The sequence below is a fragment of the Elioraea sp. genome (assembly GCF_022842375.1).
Lineage (GTDB): Bacteria > Pseudomonadota > Alphaproteobacteria > Acetobacterales > Acetobacteraceae > Elioraea_A.
Window position 1 is genome coordinate 97760 of record NZ_JALHPR010000004.1, and the last position, 23227, is coordinate 120986.

Consider the following 23227-nt stretch of genomic DNA (forward strand, 5'->3'; position numbering starts at 1 on the left):
GACCACGGAGAGTTCCGCGTCGCCATGATGTATTTCGCCCGCTGGAAAGTGATCGGCATCTGGGCCGTGATCGTGCTCGCGACACTGCTCTGCATCCCCTCGTTCGTCCCGCGCGCGAGCCTCGGCACGGTGGGCGAGCACCTGCCGTGGCGGCAGTTCCAGCTCGGCCTCGACCTCAAGGGCGGCTCCTACCTCCTGATGGAGGTGGACATGGAGGCCGTGGTGCGCGAACGGCTCGACAACCTGCTCGACAGCACCCGCACGCGGCTGCGCGGGGCGAACATGAACTATACCGGCCTCGCCGCGCGCGACCGTGCCGTGACGCTCCGCCTCGCCGACCCGTCGCGCGGGCCCGATGCGGTGCGGCTGCTGCGCGAACTCGCCAACCCGATCAACACGGGCGGCATGGGCCAGAGCCAGCCCGACCTCGACGTGCAGGCAACGCCAGAAGGCCTGGTGACGATCGCGCTGTCTGAGCCGCTGCTGCGCAACAAGGCGACGCAGGCGGTCGAGCAGTCGATGGAGATCGTCCGCCGCCGCATCGACGAGAGCGGCGTGGTCGACCCGATCATCGCGCGGCAGGGCGCAAACCGGCTTCTCGTGCAGCTTCCCGGCGTGCAGGACCCGGAGCGGATCAAGCAGCTGATCGGCAAGACCGCGCGCATGACCTTCCACCTGCTCGACGAGAACGCCAATCTCGCCGCCCCCGCGCCACCGCCAGGTGTGCAGTTCCTCCGCGGCGAAGGCCCGCAGGGGGAACAGCGCTACGCCGTCCGCCGCCGCGTCGAGGTCGACGGCGCGAACCTGACGGATGCGCGCGCGGGCCAGAGCCCGCAGACCGGCGAATGGGTGGTGAACTTCACCTTCGACAGCATCGGCCAGCGCCGCTTCGCCGACATCACCCGCGCCAATGTCAGCCGCCCCTTCGCCATCGTTCTCGATGACCGCGTCATCACCGCCCCGGTGATCCGCGAGCCCATCACCGGCGGGCGGGGGCAGATCTCGGGAAGCTTCAACGCACGCTCGGCCAACGACCTCGCCGTGCTGCTGCGCGCCGGCGCGCTGCCGGCACCGCTGACCGTGATCGAGGAACGCACCGTCGGCCCCGATCTCGGCGCGGATGCGATCAGGGCCGGCACGATCGCACTCGCCATCGGCTTCGTGCTCGTGATGGTCTACATGGTGGCGTTCTACGGGCTGTTCGGCATCTTCGCGAACGTCGCGCTCGTCGTGAACATCGTGCTGCTGCTCGCCGTGCTGAGCCTGCTCGAAGCAACACTCACCCTGCCCGGCATCGCCGGCATCCTGCTCACCCTCGGCATGGCGGTGGATGCGAACATCCTGATCAACGAACGCATCCGCGAGGAGGCCAAGCGCGGGCGAACGCCGCTGAACGCCATGGAGGCGGGCTTCAAGCGCGCCTTCACCACCATCCTCGACAGCAATCTCACCACCGTGCTCGCGATGGCCATGCTCTACGCCTTCGGCTCCGGGCCGGTGCGCGGCTTTGCCGTCACCATCACCATCGGAATCGTCGTCTCGATGTTCTCGGCCCTCGTCCTCGTGCGGCTCATCATGGTCACCTGGTACCGCTCACGCCGCCCCGCGGCGCTGCCGGTCTGAGCGGAGGGAAACGACCATGCCACTTCGCCTCGTCCGTGACGGAACGACCGTCCAGTTCATGAAAGGCCGGATCGCCGGCCTCGTTGTCTCGGCTGTGCTTTCGCTCGCCTCCGTCGTGCTGTTCTTCGCGCCAGGCCTGAACTACGGGCTCGACTTCCAGGGCGGCATCGTCATGGAGGTGCGCACCGAGCAGCCCGCCGATTTCGGGGCGATGCGCGAGGGCATCGAGGAGCTTGGCCTCGGTTCGGTCGCGCTGCAGCAATTCGGCAGCCCGACGGAAGTGTTGATCCGCCTGCAGCAGCAGCCCGACGAGCCCTCGCAGCAGCGTGCGGTTGCCGCCGTGCGCGCCTGGCTCGACCAGGAGGTGCCCGGCTCGCGCGTCGTGCGCACGGAGGCCGTGGGCGCGCGCGTGTCGGGGGAACTCTTCACCGCGGGCATGACGGCGCTCGGCATCGCGCTCCTGGCGATGCTGCTCTACATCTGGTTCCGCTTCGAATGGGAATATGGCGTCGGCGCCGTCGTCACCCTCATCCTCGACGTGACGAAGGCGATCGGGTTCCTGGCACTCACGCGCATCGAGTTCGACCTCGCCACCGTCGCCGCCGTGCTGACGATCATCGGCTACAGCGTGAACGACAAGGTCGTGGTGTATGACCGGATGCGCGAGAACCTGCGCAAGTTCAAGACGATGCCGCTGCGCCAGGTGATCGATCTCTCTATCAACGAGAGCCTGAACCGCACCATCGGCACATCCTGCACCACCTTCCTCGCCTGCCTGCCGCTGGCGCTGATCGCGACGGGGCCGGTCGCGAACTTCGCCTGGGTGATGCTGTTCGGCATCGTCGTCGGCACGTCGAGCTCGATCTTCATCGCAGCCCCGATCCTGCTGTTCCTCGGCGAGCGGCGGCTGCGCAAGACGGCCGAAGAGGTGAAGGCACCCGCCTGACGGACGCGCCGATCTGACGCGAAAGGGCCGGGCGCGTCGCCGCACCCGGCCCCCCCTGTCACGCCGCTCCGGTCAGTCGGCGGCTGCCGGCACCCTGTCCTCGTCGGCGCCGAGGACCATCCGGCGCGACAGCCCGGGGAACCCCGCATCGGCCGCCGCATCTGTCGTCAGCAGCGAGACGACGATGCCGACGGCGAAGGACAGCGGGATCGAGATGATCCCGGGGTTCTTCAGCGTCACCCACACATCGGCAAGCGTGCCGCCGAGGATGTCGACCTGCACCGTGGGGCTCGCCCAGATGAGGCCGAGGGCGGCAACCGTTCCCGCGATCATGCTCGCGACCGTGCCGGCGGTGGTCGTCCGCCGCCAGAACACCGAGAGCAGGAGTGCCGGGAAGTTCGCCGAGGCGGCGATCGCGAAGGCGAGCCCGACCATGAAGGCGACGTTCTGGCCCTTGAAGGTGATGCCGAGGATGATCGCCACGATGCCGAGCATCACGGTGGCGATGCGCGCGACGAGCAGTTGCTCCTTCGGATCGGCGCGTCCCTTCCGCACCACGCTCACCCACAGGTCATGCGAGAGCGCTGCCGCACCCGACAGCGTGAGGCCGGCCACCACCGCGAGGATGGTCGCGAACGCCACGGCGCAGATGAAGCCGAGGAACCCCTCTCCCCCCAGCACCTCGGCCAGGATCGGGGCCGCCATGTTGCCGCCGCGGTCGACCGCCCGGATCGCGTCGTGGCCGACGAGCACCATCGCGCCGAAGCCGAGGATGAAGGTCAGCAGGTAGAAGAGCCCGATCCAGCCGGTGGCGTAGAACACCGAGAGCCGCGCGGCCTTGGCATCGGGCACGGTGTAGAAGCGCATCAGGATGTGCGGCAGGCCGGCGGTGCCGAACATCAGCGCAAGCCCGAGGCTGATCGTGTCCCACGGGTTCGATACCAGGCTGCCGGGCGCGAGCACGCCAGCGCCGTACTTGTCGACGCCTGCCTGGAACAGCGCGATCGGGTTGAACCCGAACTTCGCGAGCACGAGAACGGCCATGATCGCGGCCCCGCCCAGCAGCAGCACGGCCTTGACGATCTGCACCCACGTCGTCGCCAGCATGCCGCCGAACAGCACGTAGCCGAGCATGACGCAGCCGACGATGACCACCGCCGTCTCGTAGCTGATGCCGAACATCAGGCGGATCAGGTTGCCCGCGCCGACCATCTGCGCGATCAGGTAAAACAGCACGACCGAAAGCGTGCCGATCGCGGCCGCGATCCTGACCGGCGTCTGCTTCAGCCGGTAGGCCACGACATCGGCGAAGGTGTACTTGCCGAGGTTGCGCAGTGGCTCGGCGATCATGAACAGCACCACGGGCCAGCCGACCAGCCAGCCGACGGAGTACATCAGCCCATCGAACCCGTTGAACGCGACGAGGCCCGCGATGCCGAGGAAGGAGGCGGCCGACATGTAGTCACCGGCCAGCGCCAGCCCGTTCTGCCCCGCCGTGACCGAGCGGCCGGCGGCATAGAAATCCTCGGTGCTTTTCGTACGCCGCGCCGCCCACCAGGTGATTGCCATGGTGATCGAGATGAAGACGAAGAAGAGGCCGATCGCCAGCAGCGAGGGCTGGCCAAGCGTCGTCCCGAGTGGGGGCATGGCTCAGGCCCCCCTGCGGATGGCGTCGGCCACGCGCCTGTCGTAGGTGCCGTTGGCCCAGCGCACATAGATGAAGGTGAGCACCCAGGCCGAGACGATGACGAGGGCACCGAGCAGTATGCCGACCGAAAGCCCGGGCACGATCAGCGTTCCCATCGCCGGCTTGGCGAAGGCGACGAGCCCGACGAAGCCGAAATAGGCGACCACCATGCATGCCGTGAGCACGGCAGCGACCTTGAGCCGTGCGGTGGTCAGCCGCCTCACCAGTGCCTCGGCACGACCATCATCGCGGTGCATTGTCCCTCTCCGTTGTCCGTTGTTGGTTGCATCGTCGCCCTGGCACATGAGCGACGGGGGCGTTGCAGCCGGAGGAGGCCACGCGTGACCACCAGCGCCGCGGGTTCCGTTACGCTTGCGTGCAACCGCCCGCATTGATGCAGCGCAACAACATGACAGCGCGTTCATGATCAGTTCATCTGCCGGTTCGCTGAAGCCGGCGCCGCATTCCGCTGCGTCGCAGCATTCGCCCTGGGGGAGTGTGGCAGAGGCCGCCTGCCTTGCCTTCGGGCTCGCCGCCCTCGCTTGGCTCATCGTGGTGACGCTGCGCATGCTCGTCTCGCCAGCACCGCAGGAGATGCGCGAAGGCGCGCTGGTGCTCACCACGCTCGCACTGCTCGACGGCCGAAACCCCTATGCGGTCGGCGAGGCAACGGGAGCGGCGAACCTCTACGGCATTCTCTATCCGCTGCTCGTCACGCCTGCCGCGCTCGTGTTCGGGCCGGGTCTCGCGACACACCGCATCGTTGCCGCCCTCGGCATCCTGGCAGCGACCGTGATCGTCTGGCAGAGCGCGCGGCGGGCGGGTGCCGCGGCGGTTCCGGCGTTGCTGGCGGCCCTGCTCACGCTCGCCGGCTGGCTCTACTGGGTGGGGCCGACGGTGCGGCCCGATGGCGTCGGCCTGGCGTGCCTGATCGGCGCACTTGCGGTCGCGGCACCCGATCCTGGCTCGCCACGCCGCTTCGCGTTCGCCGTTGCCCTCTCGCTCGCAGGGTTCGCCGCCAAGATCTATTTCGCTGGTGGCATGATGATCGTGGCGGCGTTCGTGTTCCTGTTCGTCGGCTGGCGTCGCGGCATCGTGTTTGGGCTCGCGTCGCTCGCGGCGCTCGTTCTCTGGGCCGGGCTGCTCGCGCTCACCATGCCGGTGTGGGCGAGCCTCGTGCTCGGCGCCAATCTCGGGGCGACCAGCTACGAAGTCGGCCACCTGCTGCGGCAGGGGCTCGACTGGCTGGTGTTCAGCCTGCCGATCATCGCCGCGGGGGTCGCTGCCGTCATCGTCCTGCCGCGCGCGCGCTGGGGTGGCGAGGCCGGGTTCTGGGCCTTCGCGGCAGTCTGCGGCCTTGCCGTGCTGCTCGCCTCCCTCGGCGGGCATGGCGGGGCGCACATGACGTATTTCTTCCACCTGCTGACACCGCCGCTGGCCATCGCCATTGTCGCGGCGGCGCGAGGTCACGCGGCGGTGACGCGCGCGCTCGTGCTCGCCCTGCCACCCGCGGTGCTGCTCAATGCCCACTGGTTCGTCTACGATCCGGGTCGTTTCGCTCCCGCAGAGGCACGCTTTGCGATCGCGGGCGCGCTGATCGCCGAGGCGCGCGCGCCGCTCGTGACAACGGAGTTCGCGGCCCTCGCGGCGCTAGCCGGCCACGTTCCGGTCGAGACCGGCCACAGCGAATACGCGCTCGGCCCCGAGGGGCGGGAAGCAACGCGGGAAGCGATCGCGGCGGCGCTGTTGCAACGCCGATACGACCTCGTGATCGTCAACCGCAACAATGGCGGGCTCGTGCATGCGCGCGATGTCGAGGCCGCCGGCTATCGTCGCGTCGCTGAGATGCCGGTCGATCTCGTCTGGGCGATGCAGGCCTGGGGCGCCGATGTCTGGCGCCCGCCCCCGGACTAGGCCCCGGACTGGGCCCCGGACTGGGCCCCGGACTGGGCCCCGGACTGGGCCCCGGACTGGGCCCCGGATGAGCGGGGAGTGCCGTCGGGGATGGCGTAGGTGATCGTCATGTGCGCGACGGCCCGCGCATCGGCGATGCGCGACACGTCGGCGAGCATCACGGCAAGCCGACGCCCTGCGCGTAGCACGGTGCAGTCGCACGCAAGATCGGCCTCTCCCGCCGGGCGCAGGAACGTCGCGGTGAGGTTCGAGGTGACGGCGAGCGGCACCTGGCCGATGACCGAGAGCAGCGCCACCCACGCCGCGACATCGCCGAGCCCCATGATCGCGGGGCCTGACACGGAGGGGCCAGGCCGGATGTTGCGCGCATCGAGCGGCAGCACGACGCGGCAACTCCCGCGCGCGTAGCGATCGAGCACCAGGCGGCCATCGCCGAAGCCGGCATGGGGAAACTCGCGGACCAGGAAGGCGAGCATCGCCTCCCGGTCGAGCGCGGGGTCGCCGCTCACGAGGCGAGCGCCGCCTCGACCGCCTCGCCGAGCCGCGCCACGATCATCGCGAGTTCCTCCTCCGTCACGGTGAAGGGAGGGGCGAGCGTGACATGGTCGCCCACCGTGCCGTCGATCGTGCCGCCCATCGGATACACCAGCAGGCCGCGCGCCATCGCCGCCTCCTTCACGCGCGCGTGCAGCTTGCGGGCGGGGTCGAACGGGCGCTTCGAAGCGCGGTCCTCGACGAGCTCGATCGACCAGAACAGGCCACGGCCGCGGATGTCGCCGACATGCGCGTGGTTGCCGAAACGTTCCGTCAGCAGATCGGACAGCACCTCCCCCATCGCGCCGACGCGCGCGACGAGCCCGCCCTCGCGGAGTTCCCGCTGCACCGCGAGTGCCGCCGCACAGGCGACGGGGTGCGAGAGATAGGTGTGGCCGTGCTGGAAGCTGCCAGACCCATCGCGGATCGCGGCGATGATGTTCCCGGCGACGAGCAGCGCACCGATCGGCTGGAACCCCGCCCCGAGCCCCTTGGCGACGACAAGGATGTCGGGCGCGATGCCCTCCGGCGTGCAGGCATGCAGGCTGCCGCAGCGGCCCATGCCCGACATCACCTCGTCGAGGATCAGCAGCACGCCGTGGCGGTCGCAAATCTCGCGGATGCGCTTGAAGTAGCCGGCCACCGGTGGCACCGATCCAGCCGTCGCGCCCACGACCGTCTCGGCGAGGAACGCCGCGACCGTGCCGGGGGGATGGCGCAGGATCTCGTCCTCGAGGCTTTGCGCTGCCCGCAGCCCATACTCCTCCTCCGTCTCGCCAGGCTCCTGGAAGCGGTACGCGAAGCACGGGTCGACATGCGACGCCTGCATCAGGATCGGCGCGTAGATCGCCCGCCGCGCCATGTTGCCGCCGACCGCGAGCGCACCGAGCGTGTTGCCGTGGTAGGACTGCCGCCGGGCGATGAAGTGCGTCCGCCCCGTCTCGCCGCGCTCGACGAAGTACTGGCGGGCGAGTTTCAGCGCCGCCTCGACTGCCTCCGATCCGCCGCTGACGAAGTAGGCGTGGGTGAGCCCGGCCGGCGCGTCGGTCAGCAGGACGTCAGCCAGGTCCTCTGCCGGCTGGTTCGAAAAGAAGCCCGTGTGCACATATTCGAGACGACCCACTTGGTCGCGCACGGCCTCCACCACGGCGGGATGCGCGTGCCCGAGACATGACACCGCAGCACCGCCGCACGCGTCAGCGTAGCGATTTCCTTGATCATCCTCGATCCAAAGGCCAGAGGCGCTGACGGCGACGGGCGGGCGGGCGCGCAAAGTTCGGTGAAGGATTCGGGACCTGTCTTGCATTTGTTTACAACCTTCGCGCCCGGGTCTATTTGTTGGACAACGCTAGCAGAGGACCCATGCCTGATAAAGCCGCGCCGGCCACGGACCGGCACGCGACAGCCCACGGCGTGGCAGCCAATGCCCCTTCGGCGCTCGTGATTGCGCGCGGCGCGGCGGCAGGCGTACTCGCCGCCGCCGCCACCGATTCGGGCTTCGCCGAAGTCGTCGTCGTGCCGAACGATCACATCGCCCTTGTCCGCCTGCTGCGCGCCTCCTCGCCGCCGCGGCTGGTGCTGGCCGATGCAACCGCGCTCGGCGCAAGCCTGGTGCCGCTGCTGCGCACGATGGCTGATCCCGACCTCGCCGTGCCGATCCTGTTCCGCCTGCCGACGGCGCTGCACAGGCGCGCGGTGGGCACCGCGGAGCGGCTCGGCCTCACCGCCTGCGCCGTCGGGCCTGAGGCCGACGCGGACACAGTGACGCGCGCCCTCCGCGCGCTGCCACCGCGCAGCAACGCGGCCGCAGGACTGACGGCCGACGCACTCGCGGCAGCGATCGCCTCGCGCGCCATCGTCAACCGCTACCAGCCGCAGGTGCGCCTGTCGGATGCGCGACCGCTCGCGCTCGAGGCGCTGGCGCGGTGGGAACACCCTGTCCACGGCCTGCTGGGCGCCAGCGAGTTCGTTCCGCTGGCGGAAGCCTCCGGCCTCTCCGTCGCGCTGGCCGACCGGGTGATGCGCCGCGCGGTCGCCGATCTCGGCACGTTGCATCGTCGCGGGCTTTCGCTGCGCATGGCGTTCAACCTGCCGCTCGACGTGCTGCTGCACGCGGCGACGGCGGAGCGCCTGGCGGAAGCCGTTGCCGCCTCCGGCCTGCCGGCCGAGGCGCTGACGATCGAGCTCACCGAGAGCCAGATCGCGCATGACCTCGCGGCAGTGCGTACCGCCGCACTCAGGCTGCGCGACCAGCGCTTCGGCGTCTCGATCGACGATTTCAGCCTCTCGGCCGCGCAGGCAGGGCTCGTCTCCCTCCCCTTCAGCGAGATGAAGCTCGACCGTTCCCTCGTCATCGCCGCGCGGGAGGATCGTGCCGCGCGCGGTGCCCTCGGTGCCGTGGTGCGGATGGCGCATGGGCTCGGCCTGCTGATCGTTGCCGAAGGCATCGAGACGCTGGCGACCTGGCAGATGGCACGCGACATCGGCGCAGACCTCGCCCAGGGCTGGATGGTCGGCCGCCCGATGCCCGCCGTCGCCGTTCCGGCCTGGATGGCTGCCTGGGAGATGGCGGTGGCCACCGGTGCGGCCGCCGCCCCCGCAAGCCCCGCCTTCGGATCATGATCTTCGGCGCCTAGCCCGGGCCCATCGCCGCGGCGCTGGCAGCCCAGGCTTCTGCCTGCTACTCCCCGTCATCGCGAAGCGGATCGCGCGATACGGAGGAGCTGGATGCTGCCGAGCCACGGGCGATACGACTACAGCGGGATCGCCGAACGCGCCGACTACACTTGGCCGAACGGGGCGAGGCTTGCCGTCTATCTCGGCGTGAACCTCGAGCATTTCGCCTTCGGCCAGGGCCTCGGCGCAGAACTCGCCCCGGGCGGGCCACAGCCGGACGTGCTGAACTTCGCCTGGCGCGACTGGGGCAACCGCGTCGGCGCCTGGCGGCTGATCGAGCTGCTCGATGACCTTCGCGTGCCTGCCTCCATGCTCGTCAACAGCGCGATGTACCCCTATGCGCCGAGCCTGATGGCGGCGATCCGCGCGCGCGGAGACGAGATTGTCGGCCATGGCCGCACGAACAGCGAGCGGCAGTCTGTGCTGCCGGAGGATGAGGAACGCGCGCTGATCGCCGAGGCCACACGGGTGATCGCCGAGGCTGAGGGAAGCCCGCCGCGCGGCTGGCTCAGCCCCTGGATCGCCGAGAGTGCAACGACACCCGACCTGCTGGCGGAGGCCGGCTACCGCTACACGCTGAACTGGTGCATGGACGACCAACCCGTGTGGATGCGCACGCGTGGCGGCAGGCTGCTCTCCATCCCCTATCCGCAGGAGGCGAACGACATTCCCTCCATCATCGCGCGGAAGGATGGCGCGGCCCAGTTCGCCGACATCGTGATTGACACGTTCGACGAGATGCTCGGCCAGTCGCAGCACCTCTCGCTGGTGATGGGCATCGCGCTCCATCCCTACATCGTCGGCCAGCCGCACAGGCTCAGGCAGCTTCGCCGCGCGCTCGCCCACATCGCCGGTGCGCGCGGCAAGGTGTGGTTCACCACCGCGGGCGAGATCTTCGACCACATCGTCTCGTTGCCACCCGGTATCGTTCCCGGCTCCGAATACTGACCGCGCGTGCTCGCAGAGATCGCCAGCTTCGCCTTCCAGGGCATCGAGACCGTGCCCGTGCAGATCCAGGTGCAGATCGCGCCCGGACTGCCGGCCTTCGCGATCGTCGGCCTTCCGGACAAGGCGGTGGGGGAAAGCCGCGAGCGTGTTCGCGCGGCACTCACCGCCCTCGGCCTCTCGCTGCCGCCCAAGCGCATCCTGATCAACCTCGCCCCGGCCGACCTCCAGAAGGAGGGAAGCCATTTCGACCTGCCGATCGCGCTCGCCCTGCTCGCCGCGATGGACGTGATCCAGCGCGAGGATGCGGCCGAGTATGCCGCGATCGGCGAGCTCGGCCTCGATGGGCGGATCGCGCCGGTCGCGGGCGTGCTGCCGGCGGCGATCGGCGCTGCCGCGCGCGGGCTTGGCCTCATCTGCCCCGCGGCGCAGGGGGCGGAGGCCGCGTGGGCCGGCGATGCGCGGGTTCTGGCCGCCGCCTCGCTGCTGCAGCTCATCAACCACTTCAAGGGCGAGCAGGTGATCGGCCCGCCCGCCGTGCCCGAGCTGGGACCGACCCCGCCAGGGCCAGACCTCGCCGACGTGAAGGGCCAGGAAACCGCCAAGCGTGCCCTCGAGGTCGCCGCGGCAGGCGGGCACAACCTGCTGCTGATCGGCCCGCCCGGTGCGGGCAAATCCATGCTCGCCTCGCGCCTCCCCGGCCTGCTGCCTGACCTGACGGCGGCCGAGGCGCTCGAGGTCAGCATGGTTCATTCCGTTGCCGGCATGCTCTCCGGTGGCCGGCTGCTGCGCCGCCCGCCCTATCGCGAACCGCATCATTCCGCATCGCAACCCGCGCTCACCGGTGGCGGGCATCGCGCGAAGCCCGGGGAAATCAGCCTCGCGCACCGCGGCGTGCTGTTCCTCGACGAGCTGCCCGAGTTCCCGCGCCAGACGATCGAGGCGTTGCGCCAGCCGATCGAGACGGGGCGGACGACGGTCGCGCGCGCCTCGGCGCACGTCACCTACCCGGCACGGTTCCAGCTCGTCGCCGCCATGAATCCCTGCCGGTGCGGCCATCTCGGCGATGCCTCGCGTGAATGCGGCAAGGCGCCGCGCTGCGGCGAGGAGTATCAGGGCAAGCTCTCCGGCCCGTTGCTTGACCGCATCGACCTGTTCGTCGAGATCCAGCCGATCGCCCCGGCGGAGCTCACCCGCGTCGGTCCTGGCGAGAGCACCGCGGTGGTCGCTGCCCGTGTTGCCGCCGCACGGTCGCGCCAGCGTGCGCGCTACGGCGAGGGGGGGCCTGCCTGCAACGCCGAGGCCGACGGCGCGCTGCTGCGCGACACCCTCATGGCCGAGCCGGAGGCCCTCGCACTTGCCGAGCAGGCCGCCACGCGGCTCCGGCTCTCGACACGCGGCTATGCGCGCACCCTCAGGGTCGCGCGCACGCTGGCCGATCTTGCGGGGAGTGCCACGGTCGCACGGCTGCACGTCGCCGAAGCGCTCACTTGGCGCGCACGCGCGATCCGCGAGGCTGCGTGATGACCCCGTCAATCACCGGGGCGGAACGCGTCCTCGAGCCAGTGCACAGCGCCATCGCCTGCGACGAACATCGCATCGAACCGCAGGCCATCGCCGAACCAGCCAGGCTCCTTCGCCATCAACGCTTCCGTTGCGGCGACAAGGCGCGTGCGCTGACGCGGGCTGATGGCGAACGCTGCCTCGGCTGCACCCGGCCGCGCCTTCACTTCAACGATGATGGTGAGATCGCCGTGCCTGGCCACGAGGTCGATCTCCCCCGCGCCGGTTCGCACGCGCCGGCCGAGCACGGCGAACCCCGCGCGCACGAGCACCGCGGCGCATGTCGCCTCTGCCGCAAGGCCGCGCGCTTCTGCCGCGCGGCCGCGTCCCTGTCGCCTCGCATCCATCGCCCGCAGCATCGCATGTCGCCATGACGTCGCCCATCGCGCTCACCCAGGGCGATTTCCTCGCCCGCCTCGCCGCACGCGGCACGGGCCGTGACCGGGCGATCGACATCGCCCGCGGCATCGCGCTCGTGGCCATCCTCAACACGCATTTCTCGCTGATGGCGCGTGACATCGGCAGCCTCGGCGGGGTCCGCGTGCCGTTCCTCTCGGACGTGCAGTTCCCCGACTTCGCAGATTTCTTTGTGTTCCTGTCGGGCTATGTCTACGGCCTCGTCTATGGCGGCAGGATCGTGCGTGACGGGCTTGCCTCCGTCATCCGCCAGACGATCCGCCGCATGGGCCAGATCATGCGCGCGATGATCACCGCCACTGCCATCGCCGTCGCTTTGTCCTGGATCCTGATCAGTGACTCCGGCGCGCTGCGCAGGCTCGACGTCTGGCAGTTCCAGGCCAATGGCAGGCTCGCGCTGTACGACCTGCTCTCGTTCACCAGCGCGCCGCTGTTCATCAACATCCTCTGCCTCTACGTGTTGCTGCTCATCGCCGCACCCTTCCTCGTGTGGGGTTTCCGGCGCCACCTCGCCGCGACCTTCGGCGTGAGCATCGTGGTGTGGCTCCTGGTGCAGGCAGGCCCTCTGGCGATCACCAGCACCTGGGCGGGGATGCACTCGTTCAATCCCTTCGCCTGGCAGCTGCTGTTCGCGATGGGCATCTTCCTCGGCATGCAGCGCGGCTTCGACACGATCCTCGCCACGCTCTCGCGCCGCGCCACCCTCGGCCTCGCGCTCGCCTGCCTCGGCTTCTTCGTCGTGCGGATGGTGATGAAGCTCTCGCCCGAGGCCTATGCGGCCCTGACGCCGCTCTCGGGCAAGGCGGAGCTTGCAGCGGTGCGGATCGCCAACTTCATCTGCCTCGCCCCGGTGTTCGTGCTGTTCGTGGGCTGGCTCGAGCGCGCGCTGCCGTTCCTAGCCGGCTGGCTCGCGCGGCTTGGCGCGCTCAGCCTCGAGATGTTCGCCGCGGGCGTGGTGCTGAGCCTCGTGATGGCGGCGGGCTTCCTCGCCCTCGGCGGCGGGGTGGCAGCCTATCTCGCGGTCCTGTCGGCCGGGCTTGCGGCCTATCTCTTCGGCGTGAAGCTGATGGAGCTCTTGAGCTAGAGCAATATCCGCTCGCAATAATTCGCCAACTGCTCGCAAGTGGATGAAATAGCTCGCCAAACATTAGCTTGCTCATGAGCTGATATTTCGTCTCATGAACTTGCCCTAACCGTCGGCATATAAGCAATAATACCTAGGAATGGCGAATTAGCCATGCTGCGTCACACGGTAATATCATCCCGCTCTGCACCGGGCATGATTACTGTGACGTATTGGCCAATTTTATACCGGTCTTGTACCATGATCACCGATGAAGGCCGAGCGCTCGCTCCGATCGTGTTTCGCCAACCCGCGTTCCTGGAGCGATGCGCAAGCCGCCCGATGCGCCGCGACAGCGCGATCGACATCGCCCGCGGCATCGCATTGCTGCTGATCCTGCATCCCCACTTCTCGCAGGTCGCGGCTGCCCTCGGCACGCTCGGCGGGTTTCGCGCCCCCTACCTGTCGGACCTGCAATTCTGTGACCCGGCGGATTTCTTCGTGTTCCTGTCGGGGTACGTATACGGGCTCGTCTACGGGCATCGTGCCGTTCGCGACGGGTACGCATCCGTGATCCGCCAGACGCTGCGGCGCATGGCCCAGATCTTCCGCGCGATGGTGTTCACGATCGCCCTCTGCGCCGCGCTCTCATGGCTGCTGATCGATGACCCGCGCGTCCTGCGCACGCTCGATCTCCTGGTTTTCGAGGAGAATGGCCGAAAGGCGCTCGCGGACCTCGTCCTGCTCGTGCACTCGGCCCTCTTCATCAACATCCTCGCCCTCTACCTGCTCCTCCTTGCCACGGCCCCCGTCATGCTGTGGGGCTTCCGCCGCAGCGTCGCCGCGACGGGTGCGGCGTCATTCGCCGTCTGGCTCGCGGTCCAGGCCGGCCCGCTGGCGATGACGAGCACCTGGGCAGGGATGCACAGCTTCAATCCGTTCGGCTGGCAGGCGCTGTTCGCGATGGGCGTGTTCCTCGGCATGCAGCGCGGCTTCGACACGATCATCGCGTCGCTCAGCCGCAGCCAAGCTTGGCTGCTCGCGGCTGCATGCGTCTCGTTCTTCGCGCTGCGCACGGGCATCCGCGTCTCGCCCGCTCTCGCCGGGTGGGTTCTGCCGCTTGCCAACAAGGCCGCCTTTGGCCCGCTCCGGCTCGCCAACTTCATTTGCCTGGTGCCCCTGTTCATCCTCGCCGTCGCGTGGCTGGAACGCGCCATTCCCTGGCTCGCCGACCTGCTTGCGCGCTCGGGCGCGCTCAGCCTCGAGATGTTCTGCGTCGGCGTCGTGATGACGCTGCTGATGGGAACCGCCTTCCTCGCCCTCGGGGGCGGGGTCGTTGCCTATGTGCTGGTGCTGGCCGCAGGGCTGATACTGTACGTGGCGAGCGTCAGGGCCCTGGAAGTCGTCAGCTAGAACACCGCCCGCAGCGCGAGCCCCGCCAGCGCGCTTGCCCCCAGCGTGCGGACGATGCCCTGCTTCAGCGCAAACAGAAGCGCGGCAGCAAACAGCGCGAGCACGAGGGCCGCTGGATCGACGCTCGCCGGCACGGGAAGGTCGAGCGTGACGGGCCCGAACGTGACGACGGCCAGTTCGCTGAACAGCACGCGAAGCCCGAACCAGAGGGCGAGGTTCGCGATCACGCCCACCACCGACGCGGTGACGGCGGCGAGCGCCCCAGCCAGCTTGCGCGCACCATGCAGCCGCTCGACGAAGGGGGCGCCGAGGAAAATCCACGCAAAGCACGGCGCAAACGTGACCAGCAGCGTCAGCCCCGCGCCGAGCATTCCGGCGGCGAGCCCGCCCTCGGCGAACCCGGCGAGGAAGCCGACGAACTGCAGCACGAGGATCAGCGGCCCGGGCGTCGTCTCGGCCAGGCCCAGCCCGGCCAGCATGTCGGCCGCCGTCAGCCAGCCTTGGCGTTCGACTGCCTCCTGCGCGACATAGGCGAGCACCGCGTAGGCGCCGCCGAAGGTCACGACCGCCATCTTCGAGAAGAACAGTGCGATCTGCGCCCACACGCCGGGGGCATCAATCGCGACGAGCAGCACCACCGGCACGAGCCACACGGCGATGGCGACGAGCCCCGCCTGCCGTGCCGCCGCCGTCAGCCGCCCGATCCGGCCCGGATCGGCCTCGAGCAGCGCGTCGAGCAGCGCCGGCCGGTCGCCGTTCGCAGCACCGTGGCCGCCGGCAGAGAAATGCCCCGGCGCGAGATAGCCCACCAGCGCGGCAGCGAGCACGACGACCGGGAACGGCACCGAGAACGCGAAGAGGGCGACGAACGCCAGCACCGCGAGTACCACCGCCGCGCGCCCCTTCAGCGCGCGCCGCGCCACCCTGATCAGCGCCTCGACGACGACGACGAGCACCGCGCATTTCAGGCCGAAGAACAGCGCCGCGACGAGCGGCACGTCGCCCGCCACCGCGTAGATGCTCGAGAGCACGAGCATGACGAGCGCACCGGGGAGGATGAACAGCAGCCCCGCCGCGAGCCCGCCGCGCACGCCATGCATCAGCCAGCCGAGATAGGTGGCGAGTTGCTGCGCCTCGGGCCCCGGCAGCAGCATGCAGAAGTTGAGCGCATGCAGGAAACGCCGCTCCGACACCCAGGCGCGCTGGTCCACCACCTCGCGGTGCATCAGCGCGATCTGCGCCGCAGGCCCGCCGAAGGACAGGCAGCCGATGCGGAACCACACCGCGAGCGCCTCGCGCAGCGTCGGGAAGGCGCGTGCGGCCGTCAGCGTCGCATCGTTCATGTCCGGTCCACCCTCGGCGGCCAGCGGTGCTGCTCACCCTGGCAGTCGCGGCACCAGAGGTAGAGCGCGTCGTACATCACCATGCCGTGGCGGAGTGCGGCCGCATCGTCATCGGCCAGGAGCGCGGAAAGGCCAAGCGACAGCGCGAGAAGGCCAGGTCCGGCGGCATTGAGTTCAGGTCTCCCGGTATCGACGCCGCGCACGACCCCGGCGAGCAGGGCCATCGCCGGATCGTCAGGCCGGTGGCGCGCGACGAACGCATCGAAGCTGCACCGCTCGCCCTCATGCGTATAGGGCGCGCCGGGAATGTCGAATTCCGTGGCAGCCGTCTCAGCCGCGATGCGAGCGACATCGGGCGACGGCACATAGACGATCCGCGCATCGGGGTCGATGAAGCGGCGGATGAACCAGGGGCAGGCGATGCGGTCGATCTTAGGCCGCGCGCGCGTCACGAACACGCGCGGGCGGCCCGGCTTGGGCGCGAGCGGGAAGCCGAGCGCCTCCCACTCGGCGATGCCGCCAGCGAGGTGGAACGCGGCAAACCCGCTCCGCCCCAGCGCGGTGGCAACACCCTGTGACACGCCGTGGCCCCACACGCAGGCGGCGATCACGGCGCGATGCGGGTCGAGCGTGCCGATCCATGACGTGACCGCCTCAGCGTCGCGCCGGATCGCGCCAGGGAGCGAGGTGGTGGCTGCCGCGAACACCGGCCCGCGGCGGACATCGAGGAGCTGCGGCCCGGGGAAGCTGGATGCGAGCGCGAGCGCACGCTCAGCCGTGATCGGCACCGAAAGCTGCGTCGTGACCGTTTGGTCGGCGTCCATGAGCGTCTCCTGTCGTCCGGCGAGGCCGGAGCGGAAACGCAGGCTTGGACGCGTGGCGTCTGACGGCGCGCCCGCGACAGGCGCCGTAGGGAGCACGGTCGCAGACGCGGCTCGGTGCGTCAACGGTTGCCAGCGAGGGCCAATCGTGCCGGAACCGCATCGATCACCGCCTCCTCCGCATTGGCGAAGGCGAGCCTGAGATGCCGCTCCTGCCCCGGACCGAAGAAGGGGCCGGGCAGGACGAGCAGGCCGCGCGCGGCGGCGAGGTGTTCTGCCACCACCAGCGCATCGGGCGCAGCATCGGGCAGGCGGAGATAGGCGAAGTAGCCGCCGAGCGCATCGATGCGCCAATCGGGTGCCGTGGCGAGCGCGCGGGCGAACGCCTCTGCCCTGCCGGCCATGATCGCGCGGTTGCCGATGCGCCAGTCCCGCAGGCCCTCGATCGCCCAGGCAAGGGCCGCCTGCGCATGCCGTGGCGCGCAGATCTGCAGCGTGTCGACCGCCTTGGCGAACTCGCCCATGAAGCGCTCTCCGGCGGCAACCGCGCCGACACGGTGGCCAGGGACGCAATAGGCCTTCGAGAAGGAGTAAAGGTGAATGACCGTGTCGCGCCATGCAGGATCAGAGAAGAGCGCGTGCGGCGGTGCATGGCCTGGCAGGAAATCCCGATAGGTCTCATCGACCACGAGCCAGAGGCCGCGCGCGCGGGCAAGGGCCGCGAAGCGCGCGATCGTCTCCGGCGGATACACCGCGCCCGTCGGGTTGTTCGGGGTGACGAGGACGATCGCCCGCACGCCCGGGTGCAGCAGTGCCGCGGCGCGGTCGGGGTCGGGGATGAAGCCGTCCTCCGCCAGGCAGGGCAGCGGCACGGCTGCGACGCCGCGGAGCGACAGCGCCATGCGGTGGTTGAAGTACCAGGGGGCGGGCAGCATCACCGCATCGCCAGGTGCGGCGATGGTGGCCATCGTCATCGCGAAGGCGAGGTTGCAGCCGGCCGTGATCGCGACATCGCCAGGCCCGATCGCCGCCTCGTAGGTCGTGGCGATGTCGGCCGCGAGCGCCTCGCGCAAGACCCCGTCGCCAAGGATCGGTCCATAGCCTGACGCGGCGCGGGAGCCCGCAGCCTCCGCCAGGCGTGCGAGCAGCGCTGGCGGCGGCGGATAGCCGGGCACGGCCTGCGTCATGTCGATCGCGGGGCCAGCGCGGCCGTCGTATCTCGCGGCCCAGGCGCGCGCGGCGGGGATGGGCGGCGCATCGGTCGCGGCGACGGTCGCCGCGGGGGGCGGCAGGAGGGTGTCGGGGCGGGCGGGCGGGGGTGCGTCGGTCGGCATGGCCGCACTCTGTCATTGCGCCCCTCCATGGTCCATCGGGGCTGATCCATCCGGGGCCTGGACGGTCACGGCCCCGCGGCCGTAGCGTCCGGCTTCAGCGGCGAAGAAGGAAAACGCGTGGCACAGGATGGGATGGTCGATCTCGCGATCATCGGCGGCGGCATCAACGGCGCGGGCATCGCGCGCGATGCCGCGGGGCGTGGCCTCTCCGTCCACCTCGTCGAGCAGGGCGATCTTGGCGGCGCGACCTCGGCCGCCTCGACCAAGCTGATCCACGGTGGCCTGCGCTATCTGGAGCACTGGGCCTTCCGCCTGGTGCGCGAGGCGCTGGAGGAGCGCGAGGTGCTGTGGGGGATCGCGCCGCACATCGTCTGGCCGCTGCGCTTCGTGCTGCCGCACCATGATGGGTTGAGGCCTGCGTGGATGCTGCGCCTCGGCCTGTTCATCTATGACCATCTCGGCGGGCGCACGGCCCTTCCCGGCACGCGAAGCCTCGACCTCGCGCGCGATGCCGCCGGCACACCGCTCGCCGCGCGGTTCCGGCGTGGGTTCGAGTATTCCGATTGCTGGGTCGAGGATAGCAGGCTCGTGGTGCTGAACGCGCGCGATGCCGCCTCACACGGGGCGGTGATCGAGACGCGCACGCGCTGCCTCTCCGCCGTGCGGGAGGAAGGCGCGTGGACGCTGACGCTTGCCGACGCAGATGGCACGAATTGCCGCACGTTCCGCGCCCGCGCGCTCGTCAACGCAGCCGGACCCTGGGTGTCGTCCGTGCTCGGCGGCGTCATGGGGGCGAATGCACCGGCCGCCGTCAGGCTCGTGCAGGGAAGCCACATCGTCGTCCCCCGCCTGTTCGCGCATGACCGTTGCTACATCCTGCAGAACACCGACAAGCGCATCGTCTTCGCCATTCCCTACGAGACCGACTTCACCCTGATCGGCACGACCGACCGTGACTGGCAGGGAGACCCGGCGTCGGTCGCGGCAAGCGAAAGCGAGATCGCCTATCTCTGCGACGCGGTCAGCGCGTACCTGAAACAGGCTGTCACCCCGGAAGATGTGGTGTGGACCTATTCCGGCGTCCGCCCCCTCTATGATGACGGTGCCTCCGCCGCACAGGAAGCGACGCGCGACTACGTCCTCGCGCTCGACGCACCCACGGGGCAGCCACCGGCGCTCTCCGTGTTCGGCGGCAAGATCACCACCTACCGGCGCCTGGCGGAAGCCGCGCTCGCCAAGCTCGGCGACCATCTGCCGCAGCGCACGGGCAAGCCGGTGGGCTGGACAGGCAGCGCGGCGCTGCCGGGCGGCGATTTCCCGCGCGACGGGTTCGATGCGCTGGTGGACCGGATTGCCGCCGCGCGGCCCTGGCTCCCCCACCCTCTCGCGCGGCGCCTCGCCCGCGCCTATGGCACGGGGGCTGAGGCGCTGCTCGCCGGTTCTGCGACGATGGCCGATCTCGGCCGCGACTTCGGCGCTGGCCTGACGGAGGCGGAGTTGGCGTATCTTTCACGCAACGAGTGGGCGCGCACCGGCGATGACGTGCTGTGGCGCCGATCCAAGCTCGGGCTTCGCCTGACCGAGACACAGCGCGCGGCGGTGGCCGCGGCGATGCACGAGCGGGTCGCGGCATGAGCGGCCCCACACACATCCTCGCCATCGACCAGGGCACCACCTCCTCCCGCGCCATCGTGTTCGATGCCGGGGCCGCGGTGGCGGGCATGGCGCAGCAGGAATTCCCGCAAGCCTATCCGGAGCCCGGCTGGGTCGAGCACGATGCCGACGCGATCTGGCAGAGCGTGGTCGAGACATCCCGCGCCGCCATCCGCAACGCCGGCCTCACGGCCGCCGACATCGCCGCGATCGGGATCACCAACCAGCGCGAGACCACCGTGCTGTGGGACCGCGGGACGGGGCGGCCGCTGTACAACGCCATCGTCTGGCAGGACCGGCGCACGGCCCCTCTCTGCGCCACGCTGAAGGCGAAGGGCCACGAGGCGGAGGTGGCGGCGACGACGGGGCTGCTGCTCGATCCCTACTTCTCCGCCACCAAGCTCGCCTGGCTGCTCGATACCATTCCGGGCGCGCGCGTGGACGCGGAGGCCGGGAAACTCGCCTTCGGCACGATCGATACGTTCCTGCTCTGGCGGCTGACGGGGGGCGCGGTTCACGCGACGGATGCGACCAACGCGTCCCGCACCATGCTGCTCGACATCCACACCGGCGCGTGGAGCCCCGCGATGCTGCGGCTGTTCCGCATCCCCGCCGCGGTGCTGCCCGACGTGCGCGACACGGCAGGGCTCTTCGGCATCGCCGAGGCGCAGCATCTCGGTGCCGCCATCCCGATCCGCGGCATGGCCGGTGACCAGCAGGCAGCGCTCGCGGGCCAGGCCTGCTTCTCCCCCGGCATGGTGAAATCGACCTACGGCACGGGGTGCTTCGCGCTGTTGCACACCGGCGAGACGCCCGTTGCGTCATCGCACCGCCTGCTCACCACCATCGCCGCGCAGATCGGCGGCAGGCGCACCTACGCCCTCGAAGGAGCCATCTTCGTCGCAGGTGCTGCCGTGCAATGGCTGCGCGACGGGCTCGGCCTCATCGCGCACGCGGCCGAGACGGGAGCGCTCGCGGAACGTGCCGATCCGGCACAGAACGTCACCCTCGTCCCGGCCTTCGTCGGCCTGGGCGCGCCATGGTGGGACGCCGACGCGCGCGGGGCGATCTTCGGTCTGACGCGCGGCACCACGCGGGCGGAACTCGCCCGCGCCGCGCTGGAGTGCGTGGCGCTGCAGACGCGCGACATGATCGACGCGATGCACAAGGACTGGGGCGAGCGCGCGACCGAGACGGTGCTACGCGTCGATGGCGGCATGGCGGCGAGCAACTGGACGATGCAGTTCCTCGCCGACATCCTCGCCTGCCCGGTCGACCGCCCGCGCGTGAACGAGACGACGGCGCTGGGGGCGGCCTATTTTGCCGGGCTCGATGCCGGGATCTTCGCCGGACCCGATGCCTTCGCCGCCACCTGGGCACTCGATCGGCGCTTCGTTCCAGCCATGGCGGAGGATGAACGCGCACGGCGGCACGCGATCTGGCGGGATGCCATTCGCCGCACGCTGACGTGATCGCTGCCCCGGCCGGCCTGCACGCATTCCGTGCCGAGCCGCTGTTTTTTCGCTTGAGAAGGGCAATTCCCCGCGCGCACACTTTGCGCGGCCGTATCGTCGGCCGACCAAACAACACCGTGGCGGCCGCCTCACGCTCAAAACGACGGGGCCGAACCGCGTGGGGAGGACCATCCTGATGCGAACGATGCTTCTTGCGTCCGCCATGGCGCTCGGCTTCGGCGCCCTTGCAATCACCCAGGGCGCCATCGCCCAGCAGGCACCGACCGATGCGCAGGCCCTGCAGCGCATGCAGAACTTCCAGACGACCGGCCAGTCCCTCGACATGGAGCTGGTGCCGCAGACAGGCCGCCGCGCCGACCAGATCCGCCGCAACCTCCAGCGCATCCGCCTGCCCCAGGGCTTCCAGATCGAGCTCTATGCCGTGGTGCCCGATGCGCGGCACATGGCGGTCTCGCGCAACAACGCCAACGTCTTCGTCGGCACGCGGAAGTCGCAGATGTGGGTCGTGGTCGACCGCGACAAGGACCGTATCGCCGACGAGGTGAAGCGCTTCGCACCCGCCGTGCGCTTCACCCAGCCCAACCCCTGCTACAGCCCCGACGGGTTCCTCTACGTCGTCGAGCACAACAGGGTGCTGGTGTTCCCTGCAGCCGAGTTCTTCTTCGAGGGGCCGGACGTCGCGGTCGCCACGGTCGTGGAACAGGGCAAGCTGATCCCGCCCGCGGAGGAGAGCTTCAACCACGGCCACCGCGTCTGCCGCATCGGGCCTGACAACAAGCTCTACGTCTCGCTCGGCCAGCCGTTCAACGTCGCCCCGGCCGCAAAGCTTGAGCTCTACAACCAGGTCGGCATCGGCGGCGTGATCAGGATGGACCGCGACGGCTCCAATCGCGAGGTCTATGCACGCGGCATCCGCAACAGCGTCGGCATCGCCTTCAACCCGCGCACGCGCGAGCTCTGGTTCACCGACAACCAGGTCGACGGCATGGGCGACGATACGCCGCCAGGCGAGATCAACCGCGCGACGGGGCCGGGCCTGCATTTCGGCCACCCGTATTTCGGCGGCGGCCGCGTGCGCACCGTCGAGTTCAAAGACGTTCCAGATGCGCAACTTCCGCGCGTGACGCACCCCGAGGCCGAGATGGTCGCGCATGCGGCCGACCTCGGGCTTCACTTCTACACCGGCACGCAGTTCCCCGAGCGCTTCCGCGGCGGGCTGTTCAGTGCCCAGCGCGGCAGCTGGAACCGCACCACGCCGGTGGGCGCCCGCGTGATGTTCACGCCGATGAAGCCCGACGGTAGCGGCATGGCCGGCGAGCCGGAAGTGTTCGCCGCGGGTTGGCTCGATGACGAGACGGGCGAGTACTACGGCCGCATCGTCGATGTCGCGCAGCTGCCAGATGGCAGCCTGCTCGTCAGCGACGACACGGCCGGCGCGATCTACCGGATCTCGTACCGCCGGTGAGGATCACGCTTTCCGTCCTGGGGCCGGCCGCGGCGTTCGCGGCCGGCCTGCTTCTCTCGCTGCCCGCCCTCGCCCAGGCCGGTGACTGGCGCGCCGGGCGGCTGCTCGCCGCCCGATCATGCCAGGCCTGCCACGGCATGGACGGGCTCTCGAAACAGGCGAACGCGCCAAACATCGGTGGCCAGCCGGAGGCGTACCTGATCGACCAGCTTCGCGCGTATCGCGACGGCACGCGCCGGCAGGAACAGATGAGCATCGCCGCCGAGGGGCTCACGGACGATCAGATTCTTGCGTTGGTCGCCTACTACAGCGCCATCGAGCTCGAGGCGGTGCGGATCCCCGGCCGAGACTGACG

At 69.8% G+C, this 23227-nt stretch carries 20 protein-coding genes; 12 read left to right on the top strand and 8 right to left on the bottom strand.

The window, feature by feature from the left end; translation table 11 throughout:
• Positions 1 to 24: 24 nt before the first annotated feature.
• Complete coding sequence (gene secD / locus Q0C38_RS05345) at positions 25 to 1623, top strand: protein translocase subunit SecD (protein WP_291296030.1); 1599 nt, start codon at positions 25 to 27, stop codon at positions 1621 to 1623.
• A gap of 16 nt (positions 1624 to 1639) precedes the next feature.
• Positions 1640 to 2569: a protein translocase subunit SecF gene (secF, locus tag Q0C38_RS05350; RefSeq protein WP_291296031.1), complete on the top strand. Its 930-nt coding sequence runs from the start codon at positions 1640 to 1642 to the stop codon at positions 2567 to 2569.
• 72 nt (positions 2570 to 2641) lie between these two features.
• Here the strand turns inward: secF and Q0C38_RS05355 are convergent, their stop codons facing one another.
• Positions 2642 to 4216, bottom strand: a complete 1575-nt coding sequence (locus Q0C38_RS05355) for a cation acetate symporter (RefSeq protein ID WP_291296032.1) — start codon at positions 4214 to 4216, stop codon at positions 2642 to 2644.
• Between the two features lie 3 nt (positions 4217 to 4219).
• Positions 4220 to 4513: a DUF485 domain-containing protein gene (locus Q0C38_RS05360; protein ID WP_291296033.1), complete on the bottom strand. Its 294-nt coding sequence runs from the start codon at positions 4511 to 4513 to the stop codon at positions 4220 to 4222.
• A gap of 166 nt (positions 4514 to 4679) precedes the next feature.
• Here Q0C38_RS05360 and Q0C38_RS05365 point away from each other — a divergent pair, with 166 nt between their 5' ends.
• Entirely contained in the window at positions 4680 to 6170 is a 1491-nt protein-coding gene (locus Q0C38_RS05365; protein WP_291296034.1) for a hypothetical protein, read from the top strand.
• On the opposite strand, the gene Q0C38_RS05370 is transcribed toward Q0C38_RS05365, so the two are convergent.
• Both Q0C38_RS05370 and Q0C38_RS05375 read right to left on the bottom strand, forming a co-directional pair.
• Positions 6167 to 6679 carry a PaaI family thioesterase gene (locus Q0C38_RS05370; RefSeq protein ID WP_291296035.1) on the bottom strand — a complete coding sequence of 171 codons (513 nt, stop codon included), beginning with the start codon at positions 6677 to 6679 and terminating at the stop codon, positions 6167 to 6169. The two genes, Q0C38_RS05365 and Q0C38_RS05370, sit on opposite strands and share 4 nt — an antisense overlap.
• Positions 6676 to 8010 carry an aspartate aminotransferase family protein gene (locus Q0C38_RS05375; protein WP_291296036.1) on the bottom strand — a complete coding sequence of 445 codons (1335 nt, stop codon included), beginning with the start codon at positions 8008 to 8010 and terminating at the stop codon, positions 6676 to 6678. The genes Q0C38_RS05370 and Q0C38_RS05375 overlap by 4 nt, the downstream gene beginning before the upstream one ends.
• Positions 8011 to 8066: 56 nt before the next feature.
• Here Q0C38_RS05375 and Q0C38_RS05380 point away from each other — a divergent pair, with 56 nt between their 5' ends.
• From Q0C38_RS05380 to Q0C38_RS05390, 3 genes are all read left to right on the top strand, one after another.
• Positions 8067 to 9326: an EAL domain-containing protein gene (locus tag Q0C38_RS05380; protein ID WP_291296037.1), complete on the top strand. Its 1260-nt coding sequence runs from the start codon at positions 8067 to 8069 to the stop codon at positions 9324 to 9326.
• Positions 9327 to 9431: 105 nt separating this feature from the next.
• Positions 9432 to 10328 (top strand): polysaccharide deacetylase family protein, encoded by an 897-nt coding sequence (locus Q0C38_RS05385; protein ID WP_291296038.1) that lies wholly within the window; start codon positions 9432 to 9434, stop codon positions 10326 to 10328.
• Positions 10329 to 10334: 6 nt separating this feature from the next.
• Positions 10335 to 11849 carry a YifB family Mg chelatase-like AAA ATPase gene (locus Q0C38_RS05390; protein ID WP_291296039.1) on the top strand — a complete coding sequence of 505 codons (1515 nt, stop codon included), beginning with the start codon at positions 10335 to 10337 and terminating at the stop codon, positions 11847 to 11849.
• 8 nt (positions 11850 to 11857) lie between these two features.
• On the opposite strand, the gene Q0C38_RS05395 is transcribed toward Q0C38_RS05390, so the two are convergent.
• On the bottom strand, positions 11858 to 12247 hold the full coding sequence (locus Q0C38_RS05395) for a YraN family protein (protein WP_291296040.1): 390 nt from the start codon (positions 12245 to 12247) through the stop codon (positions 11858 to 11860).
• A gap of 11 nt (positions 12248 to 12258) precedes the next feature.
• On the opposite strand from Q0C38_RS05395, the gene opgC (Q0C38_RS05400) reads away from it, so the two are divergent.
• Positions 12259 to 13389, top strand: coding sequence for an OpgC domain-containing protein (gene opgC, locus Q0C38_RS05400; RefSeq protein WP_291296041.1), 1131 nt, complete (start codon positions 12259 to 12261; stop codon positions 13387 to 13389).
• A gap of 321 nt (positions 13390 to 13710) precedes the next feature.
• Positions 13711 to 14781 (top strand): OpgC domain-containing protein, encoded by a 1071-nt coding sequence (opgC, locus tag Q0C38_RS05405; protein ID WP_291296042.1) that lies wholly within the window; start codon positions 13711 to 13713, stop codon positions 14779 to 14781.
• Here the strand turns inward: opgC (Q0C38_RS05405) and chrA are convergent.
• The 3 genes from chrA to Q0C38_RS05420 all read right to left on the bottom strand — a co-directional run bounded on the left by chrA (position 14778) and on the right by Q0C38_RS05420 (position 18279).
• On the bottom strand, positions 14778 to 16124 hold the full coding sequence (gene chrA / locus Q0C38_RS05410; protein WP_291296043.1) for a chromate efflux transporter: 1347 nt from the start codon (positions 16122 to 16124) through the stop codon (positions 14778 to 14780). The genes opgC (Q0C38_RS05405) and chrA overlap by 4 nt on opposite strands.
• On the bottom strand, positions 16121 to 16948 hold the full coding sequence (locus tag Q0C38_RS05415; RefSeq protein ID WP_291296044.1) for a chromate resistance protein ChrB domain-containing protein: 828 nt from the start codon (positions 16946 to 16948) through the stop codon (positions 16121 to 16123). The genes chrA and Q0C38_RS05415 overlap by 4 nt, the downstream gene beginning before the upstream one ends.
• A 119-nt stretch (positions 16949 to 17067) precedes the next feature.
• Positions 17068 to 18279, bottom strand: coding sequence for an aminotransferase (locus Q0C38_RS05420; protein WP_291296045.1), 1212 nt, complete (start codon positions 18277 to 18279; stop codon positions 17068 to 17070).
• Positions 18280 to 18411: 132 nt separating this feature from the next.
• On the opposite strand from Q0C38_RS05420, the gene glpD reads away from it, so the two are divergent.
• The 4 genes from glpD to Q0C38_RS05440 all read left to right on the top strand — a co-directional run bounded on the left by glpD (position 18412) and on the right by Q0C38_RS05440 (position 23225).
• A complete protein-coding gene (gene glpD, locus Q0C38_RS05425; protein WP_291296176.1) occupies positions 18412 to 19914 on the top strand; it encodes a glycerol-3-phosphate dehydrogenase in 1503 nt (500 codons plus the stop codon).
• Positions 19911 to 21404: a glycerol kinase GlpK gene (gene glpK, locus Q0C38_RS05430; protein WP_291296046.1), complete on the top strand. Its 1494-nt coding sequence runs from the start codon at positions 19911 to 19913 to the stop codon at positions 21402 to 21404. The genes glpD and glpK overlap by 4 nt, the downstream gene beginning before the upstream one ends.
• A 178-nt stretch (positions 21405 to 21582) precedes the next feature.
• Positions 21583 to 22872 (top strand): sorbosone dehydrogenase family protein, encoded by a 1290-nt coding sequence (locus Q0C38_RS05435; protein ID WP_291296047.1) that lies wholly within the window; start codon positions 21583 to 21585, stop codon positions 22870 to 22872.
• Complete coding sequence (locus tag Q0C38_RS05440; protein ID WP_291296048.1) at positions 22869 to 23225, top strand: cytochrome c; 357 nt, start codon at positions 22869 to 22871, stop codon at positions 23223 to 23225. The genes Q0C38_RS05435 and Q0C38_RS05440 overlap by 4 nt, the downstream gene beginning before the upstream one ends.
• Positions 23226 to 23227: the final 2 nt, after the last annotated feature.